Origin of the sequence: Mesorhizobium sp. M2A.F.Ca.ET.037.01.1.1, assembly GCF_003998075.1 — a bacterium.
Classification (GTDB): Bacteria; Pseudomonadota; Alphaproteobacteria; order Rhizobiales; family Rhizobiaceae; genus Mesorhizobium.
Genome location: NZ_RZSA01000304.1, coordinates 1 through 6556, shown reverse-complemented (window position 1 = coordinate 6556; position 6556 = coordinate 1). Strand labels below are relative to the sequence as shown.

Genomic DNA, 6556 nt, shown 5'->3' with positions numbered 1-6556 from the left:
GGCATGACCGGCGCGCTCGACACTTTGTTCTTCGGCGGCAAGCGCATGCTGCGCGTCTTCGGCCCGGTCGGCGACAGCGACAAGGAATTCGAGCTGATCATGCCGGATTACCGTCTGCGCGACGCTATGCTCAGATACTCGCGCAATGTCGCCGTCGTCTCGCTGCTCATCTCGCTGTTCACCGCAATGCTCGTCTATGCGGCGATCGACCTGATCATGATCGGGCCGATCCGCACCATGACGCGCTCGATCCTGTCCTTCTCCGAGGCGCCAGACGATCCCGGGCGCATAATCTGTCCGACCGAGCGCGCCGACGAGATCGGCGTGGCCGAGCGCGAGCTGGCGCAGATGCAGGACCGGCTGCAGAAGATGCTTTCCGAACAGAAGCATCTCGCCGACCTCGGCCTCGCCGTCTCCAAGATCAATCACGACATGCGCAACATCCTGGCTTCCGCGCAGCTGATGTCCGACCGCCTGCGCCAGGTGAAGGATCCGACTGTGCAATCCTTCGCGCCGAAACTTGTGCGCGCGCTCGACCGCGCCGTTGCCTATTCGGAGGGCGTGCTCGCCTATGGCCGCACGCAGGAGCCGGCGCCGTCACGCCGACGCCTCAGGTTGCGCCAGTTGGTCGACGACGTGCACGGCCTGCTCGACATCGAGACAGGCATCGAGTTCATCAACGCCGTCGAGCATGCCTTCGAGGTGGACGCCGATTCCGACCATCTCTTCCGCGTGCTCACCAATCTGTGCCGCAACTCCATTCAGGCGATGGCCGCCGATACGGAGAGGACGGTTGTGCGCCGGCTGGCGGTGGCGGCCGAGCGTCACGGCAGCGTCAGCCGCATCACCGTCACCGACACCGGCCCCGGCCTGCCCCCCAAGGCGCGCGAGAACCTGTTCGCCGCCTTCCGGGGCTCGGCGCGCAGCGGCGGCACCGGCCTCGGCCTGGCGATCGCGCACGAATTGATCCGCGCCCATGGCGGCTCGGTCGAGCTTGTCGAATCGATCGGCGGCCGCACCGTCTTCGCCGTCACCATCCCCGACCAGCCGGTCCGGCTCGACCAAGCGCGCAACGGCTTGCGCCGCCCCGCTTGAGGTGTACCGATATTCAGGTGATGCCGGCCTGCAAATGACAGCTTCCTGCGCTTCCGGTGCTCACGTACTTTAAGTACGCTCCGCTCCGGTTCTCGGAATCCACCATTTTCGTCTCGGCCTGACCTGAATCTCGGCACACCTCCACATCGGGGAACCGCCTGCGACAAAACTTTTGCCGGATCGGCTTGCAATTCTCAAATTCAGTCGTTAGGGAACACTCCACATCGCGGCCGGCCGTCTCGACCGGAACGCGAGGCTTGTGTCACACACGGCCTGTTGCGCGCCCGTAGCTCAGCTGGATAGAGCACCAGACTACGAATCTGGGGGTCAGGAGTTCGAATCTCTTCGGGCGCGCCATTTCCGCTGCCATCGCCGAAATTTACCGCTGGTAGCCGCCGGGACCACGCTCGCTCAATCGCGAATGATCGCGCAGCTTTCATCCTTCGCCCAATCGGCGAAGCTGAGGTAATAGGCGCGAACATCGCGATAGCCGGCCCGGGCCGCTGCGGCGGCAGCGAGAGCGGCGCGGCCGCCGCCGTCGCAATGGGTGACAATATGGTCGCCGGATTGGAAACCAGCCTGCGCGAGAAGATCGTGCAATTCCGCCGCCGGCATCAGGCGCGAGCCGTCAAGCAGGTTCGCGTGCGGCAGCAGCCTTGCGCCGGGCAGATGGCCGCCGCGCGCATTGCGGCGCAGGTCTTCGCCTGTGTATTCACCAGCGGTGCGGGCATCGAAGATGCGCACATCACCGTCGAGTTCAGCCTTCAAGGTCTGCCGATCGACGAGACCGACAGGACCCGCGCCGGGCCTGGCTCGAAAGACAGCCGAGGCGCCGGCTGCCTGGGCCGCCCCCGGCAGGTCGTCGTGTCGTTCGACCGCCGGCCATCCACCGTTCAGGATGAACGCCTTCGCTCCGAAATACTGCAAGATGAACCAGACCCGCGCGGCCTCGGTCATTCGCCCGTCATCATAGACGATGGCCGGCACTTCCCCATCGACACCGAGTTCGCCAATGGCGCGCTCCCAATAAGCGACGTTCTCGAACGACGTCTCTCCGGCTTTTGCTGCAGCCTCCCACACCTCGATCGGAACGCGGACGGCATTGGGCGCGTGGCCCAAGGAGAAGGCAGCCTGATCGCGCACGTCGAGCAGGCGGAAAGTGGGCAACGTGCTCAGAGCGGACTGTTCGACGACGGGGTCATGGGGCATGGGGGACCTTTCTTTCACCACGGCTTCCCGGCCAGGCTGAAAGCGCGATATCGACCAGACGTCTCAACCTTTCGGTACAGGCGCCGTCACAGGCTTGCACCGACATTCCTTGCACGAAAGCTCCGTAGAAGCGTGCAAGCGAATCCGTGTCGGTGCCGGTGGCAAGTTCCCCTTCGACGACCGCCCTGTCGAAACGTTCGCGTATGGCTTTGATGGCAGCCTCGCGCCTTGCGGTTACGGATTTCGCCACCGTCTCGTTTTCCGCCGCGCATTGAACAACCGCTGTCGAGACGATGCATCCGCGCGGATCGTCGGGACGCGAGATGCCGGTCGCGACGTCGTGCAGGTAGAAGGACAAAGCCTCATAAGCGCTCATATCGCTCCGTAGCGCGTCCATCCGGGCCTTGCTCTCCCGCTCGGTGGCACGGTCGAGCGCCTGCCTGTACAGCTCCTCCTTGGAGCCGAACGTCGCATAGAGCGACGGCGGGGTCACGCCCATGGCCGCCGTCAAGTCGGCGATCGATGTTCCTTCATAGCCGTGTTCCCAGAACAGCCGCGCCGCGACATCAAGCCCGACATTACGATCCAGGGTCCTCGGCCTGCCCCGTTTTTTTGGAGGCTCGGTCATTTATATATCGATCCCTATAAAATCTGTTGACAACCATCGACCGGGATTAATATATCGATCGCTATTAAAAATCGCAACGGAGTTGCAAATGTCCGGACGCCTCTCGAACAAGGTCGCACTCGTAACCGGCAGGTCGCGCGGTATCGGGCGAGCAGTGGCGCTCGCCTTCGCCAGGGAAGGCGCTGCGCTCATCGGCGTGCACTACGCCAGCAACAAGGAAGCCGCGGACGCTACGGTGCGGGATATCGAGGCACTGGGGACGCGAGCTGTCGCCATCGGCGCGGATTTGCGCGACGCCAAGGCGGCTGCCGACAGCATTGCCGGAGAGTTTAGGGCCGCGGCGCTGGCCGCGACTGGCAAAGCCGGCCTCGACATCCTCGTCAACAATGCGGGCATCGCGGTGGCAACGCCGTTGGCGCAGACCAGCGAGACCACATTCGATGACCTCATGACCATCAACTTCAAGGCGCCGTTCTTCCTGATCCAGGCGCTGGCCAATGACATCCGGGACGACGGACGCATCATCAACATTTCCACCGGCTTCACGCGCATCGCAGCGCCGACCCACCCCGCCTATGCGGCGTCAAAGGGAGCTCTCGAAACACTGACGCTGGCGCTCGCTCCCGATTTCGCAAGCCGCGGCATAACCGTCAATTCGGTCATGCCCGGCGTCACCGACACCGACATGAACGCGGACTGGCTTGCGACGGATGCCCGTGCGGGCGCGGAAGCATTGTCGGTGTTTTCACGTGTCGGCCAGCCCGCCGACGTGGCAGACGTGATCACCTTCGTCGCGTCAAACGACGCGCGGTGGACGACGGGGCAGTCCATCGACGCCACAGGCGGCGCTCGGATCTAGCCGCCCTGGGGAGCGTCATGCTGGTGGTCCTGCGCCTGCTGCGCCTGCTCGACGATCCGGCGGCGCTGCCCCGCTTGCCGAGCAGGAAATTCTCTATCGCCTGCTTGCCGGCCCGGACGGCGCCAGGATGCGCCACATCACCTCCAGCCAGGGTCGGGTGGCTCAGGTCGGCCGCGCCATCGCCTGGATCGGGCAGAACTTCCGGGAGCGATTCAGCATCGAGCAGCTTGCCGCGGAGGTGGGCATGAGTCGAGCCTGCACGAGCATTTTCGCGCGGTGACGGCGATGACGCCGCTGCAATTCCAAAAACAGCTCAGGCTGCAGGACGCGCGCAGCCTGATGCTGGTCCAGGACATCGATGCGACGACCGCCGCCTTCCGCGTGGGGTACGAAAGCCCGTCGCAGTTCAGCCGCGAATATCGCCGTCATTTTGGCGAACCGCCGGCGCGCGACATAGCCCGCTTGCGCGCCTCACCGGGCTTGGCGGTGGTCGCTTGAGTTTCGCCTTGCCGGGGCGCGTTCATGCAGCACCAACCAATTGCAAAATAAAATCAGTTGGCCTAGCCTGAACCGATTGCACAACGCAATCGGATCGCGCGAATGCCATGTGAGGAACAGGCAATGGCCAAGCTCGTCTTCGGAATGAACCAGTCGCTGGACGGCTATGTCGATCACACGGCGTTCGGGCCAAGCCCCACGCTCTTCCGCCACTTCATCGAGGAGGCCGAGCGGCAGTCGGGCAGCATCTACGGTCGCCGCATGTATGAGGTCATGCGCTACTGGGACGAGGAGCATCCTGAATGGGATGCCGATCGCCTTGCCTACGCGGCGGCGTGGCGGCGCCAGCCGAAATGGGTCGTCTCGCGCTCGTTGCAGTCGGTCGGCCCCAACGCCAGCCTCGTCGGGGATGACCTTGAGGGCGAGATGCGCAAGCTGAAGGCCGAGTACGACGGCGAGATCGAAGTCGCCGGCCCGGACTTGGCGCGAAGCCTCACCGAACTGGGCTTGATCGATGAGTATCGGATCTACCTGCACCCGGTCGTGCTCGGCCGCGGCAAGCCTTATTTCGCCGGACCCCGGCCGCCGCTTCGCCTGATGGCGCATGACCGGATCGGCGAGGATGTGATCAGGTTGACCTACGCTCCAGCATGATCTCGCGACGGTCTCCCGTGATCAGGTGAGCCGGACGATCTTGAAGCCCTCGACCTCCTTGACGACCGGATGGTCCTTCCAGCGCTCGACATCATGCAGCACGACGAGCTTCGACAGGTCGCCGCCAAGCTCGTCATTCATCTTGTCGATGGTCTTCAGCTGCTCCCAGACGCTGCCCACCGCATTGTTGAGCGGGACATAGACCCCGTCGTGATTGTGCCCGGTGAACTGGCGGCGCGAATAGACGCAATCACCGGAGATGACCCGGCGACCGGCGTGGGTGTCGACGAGCACGAATTGCTGGCCGATCGTGTGGCCGCTGCCGAGCCGCGCATGGATGCCGGGGAAGATGTTGTCCTTGTCGCCGTCGATGAGCGTCACGCGATGCTCGATCGAGGCTTCGAGGGCGGTGCGCAAATTGTCGGGATCGATGATGGCGGTCAGATGCGCGAAGCGTTTCGGCAGCGCGATCGCCTCGTACCAGGAAAGCAGTTCGCTCTTCTGGATGTGGATATGCGCGCGCGGGAATTCGGCGATCGAACCCATATGGTCGAAATGCGCATGGGTGACCACGATGTCGCTGATCTGATCGGGCGGGATGTCGAGCGCCGCCAGCATCCGCACCGGCGAGATCCATGTCGGGATGCCGAACTTCTGCGAGAAGCTGTGGTCGTCCTGCATGAAGCCGGTATCGATCAGCACGTTGCGTTCGCCGTTGCGCGCGAGCACGAAGGAGAAGGGCAGGTCGACCACGCCGTCATTGTACATGCCGCTGATGAGATCGACCCAGGGCTGTTCCTTGGAGCGCGCATATTCCAGCACAAAGACTTGCCATGTCGCGGATTGCGGAACGGTCATCGGCATTCTCCTCCAATTCAGCTTTCGGCAAGCGAGCGGCCAAGGCTGGCGAGCCCGACCGCGACGATCAGGATGGCGCCCTGGAACACGAATTGCGAGAAGGTCGGCGCGCCGAAGATGTTGAGCCCGTTGAAGCCGAGCACGATGATGAGCGCGCCGATGAAGGTGCCCAATATGTGGAACTCGCCGTCGCGCAGCGTGGCCGACCCGAGGAAGACGGCGGCGAAGGCGGTCAGCAGATAGGAATCGGCGGCATTGGTCGTGCCGCTGCCAAGCCTGGCGGCCAGCAAGGTTCCGGTAAGCGCCGCGCACATGCCCGAAAGCACGAAGCCGAGGATCTTGATGCGGTCGACATTGATGCCGGCGAGCCGGGCCGCGGCGGGGTTGCCGCCGACCGCCTGGATCTCCTGGCCGATCGCGGTGCGCTCGACCAGCAACCACAGGCCGCCGAACACCAGCGCCATGAAGATGATCGGGTTGGGGATGCCGAACAGCCAGCGCCCCAGCGCCAGTTGCAGGAAGGCTTCCGGCACGCCGGAGACGATCGGCACGCCGGCCGAATAGGCAAAGGAGAGGCCGACCAGCACGGTGCCGACGCCGAGCGTGGCGATCACCGAATTGACCTTGAGCTTGGTGACGATCAGGCCGTTGACGACGCCGATGAGGGCGCCCAGCGCGAGCACGATCAAAACCGCCAACGGGATCGGCATATGGTTTGCCACGATCAGCCCGGTCACGAGCACGCCGTGCAGGCT

The 6556-nt window shown here is 64.1% G+C and carries 7 protein-coding genes, 1 tRNA gene and 1 pseudogene; 5 read left to right on the top strand and 4 right to left on the bottom strand.

Going from position 1 to position 6556, the window contains the following annotated elements:
* A partial coding sequence (locus EOA27_RS16690) for a HAMP domain-containing sensor histidine kinase (protein WP_145970378.1) occupies positions 1-1095 on the top strand: 1095 nt, incomplete at its 5' end.
* 280 nt (positions 1096-1375) lie between these two features.
* A tRNA-Arg gene (locus EOA27_RS16685) sits at positions 1376-1452 on the top strand.
* Positions 1453-1506: 54 nt separating this feature from the next.
* On the opposite strand, the gene EOA27_RS16680 is transcribed toward EOA27_RS16685, so the two are convergent.
* Together EOA27_RS16680 and EOA27_RS16675 are read right to left on the bottom strand one after the other, a co-directional pair.
* Positions 1507-2304, bottom strand: coding sequence for a rhodanese-like domain-containing protein (locus tag EOA27_RS16680; protein WP_126080192.1), 798 nt, complete (start codon positions 2302-2304; stop codon positions 1507-1509).
* Positions 2294-2932, bottom strand: coding sequence for a TetR/AcrR family transcriptional regulator (locus EOA27_RS16675; RefSeq protein WP_126080193.1), 639 nt, complete (start codon positions 2930-2932; stop codon positions 2294-2296). The genes EOA27_RS16680 and EOA27_RS16675 overlap by 11 nt, the downstream gene beginning before the upstream one ends.
* A gap of 88 nt (positions 2933-3020) precedes the next feature.
* On the opposite strand from EOA27_RS16675, the gene EOA27_RS16670 reads away from it, so the two are divergent.
* From EOA27_RS16670 to EOA27_RS16660, 3 genes and pseudogenes are all read left to right on the top strand, one after another.
* Positions 3021-3791: an SDR family NAD(P)-dependent oxidoreductase gene (locus EOA27_RS16670; RefSeq protein ID WP_127256723.1), complete on the top strand. Its 771-nt coding sequence runs from the start codon at positions 3021-3023 to the stop codon at positions 3789-3791.
* Between the two features lie 29 nt (positions 3792-3820).
* A pseudogene (locus EOA27_RS16665) lies at positions 3821-4289 on the top strand (helix-turn-helix domain-containing protein); the annotation flags it as partial.
* Positions 4290-4412: 123 nt separating this feature from the next.
* The gene (locus EOA27_RS16660) at positions 4413-4943 is read left to right on the top strand and encodes a dihydrofolate reductase family protein (protein WP_126080195.1); all 531 of its coding nucleotides are present in this window, start codon (positions 4413-4415) and stop codon (positions 4941-4943) included.
* A 21-nt stretch (positions 4944-4964) separates the two neighbouring features.
* Here the strand turns inward: EOA27_RS16660 and EOA27_RS16655 are convergent, their stop codons facing one another.
* Both EOA27_RS16655 and EOA27_RS16650 read right to left on the bottom strand, forming a co-directional pair.
* Entirely contained in the window at positions 4965-5801 is an 837-nt protein-coding gene (locus tag EOA27_RS16655) for an MBL fold metallo-hydrolase (RefSeq protein ID WP_126080196.1), read from the bottom strand.
* 17 nt (positions 5802-5818) lie between these two features.
* Positions 5819-6556: ABC transporter permease (locus EOA27_RS16650; RefSeq protein WP_145970377.1), on the bottom strand; the 738-nt coding region annotated here is incomplete at its 5' end.

Bases quoted from the DNA above. Each gene is read 5' to 3' on its own strand.
- EOA27_RS16655 (WP_126080196.1), bottom strand. From the start codon at position 5,801: ATGACCGTTCCGCAATCCGCGACATGGCAAGTCTTTGTGCTGGAATAT.
- EOA27_RS16675 (WP_126080193.1), bottom strand. From the start codon at position 2,932: ATGACCGAGCCTCCAAAAAAACGGGGCAGGCCGAGGACCCTGGATCGT.
- EOA27_RS16660 (WP_126080195.1), top strand. From the start codon at position 4,413: ATGGCCAAGCTCGTCTTCGGAATGAACCAGTCGCTGGACGGCTATGTC.
- EOA27_RS16670 (WP_127256723.1), top strand. From the start codon at position 3,021: ATGTCCGGACGCCTCTCGAACAAGGTCGCACTCGTAACCGGCAGGTCG.
- EOA27_RS16680 (WP_126080192.1), bottom strand. From the start codon at position 2,304: ATGCCCCATGACCCCGTCGTCGAACAGTCCGCTCTGAGCACGTTGCCC.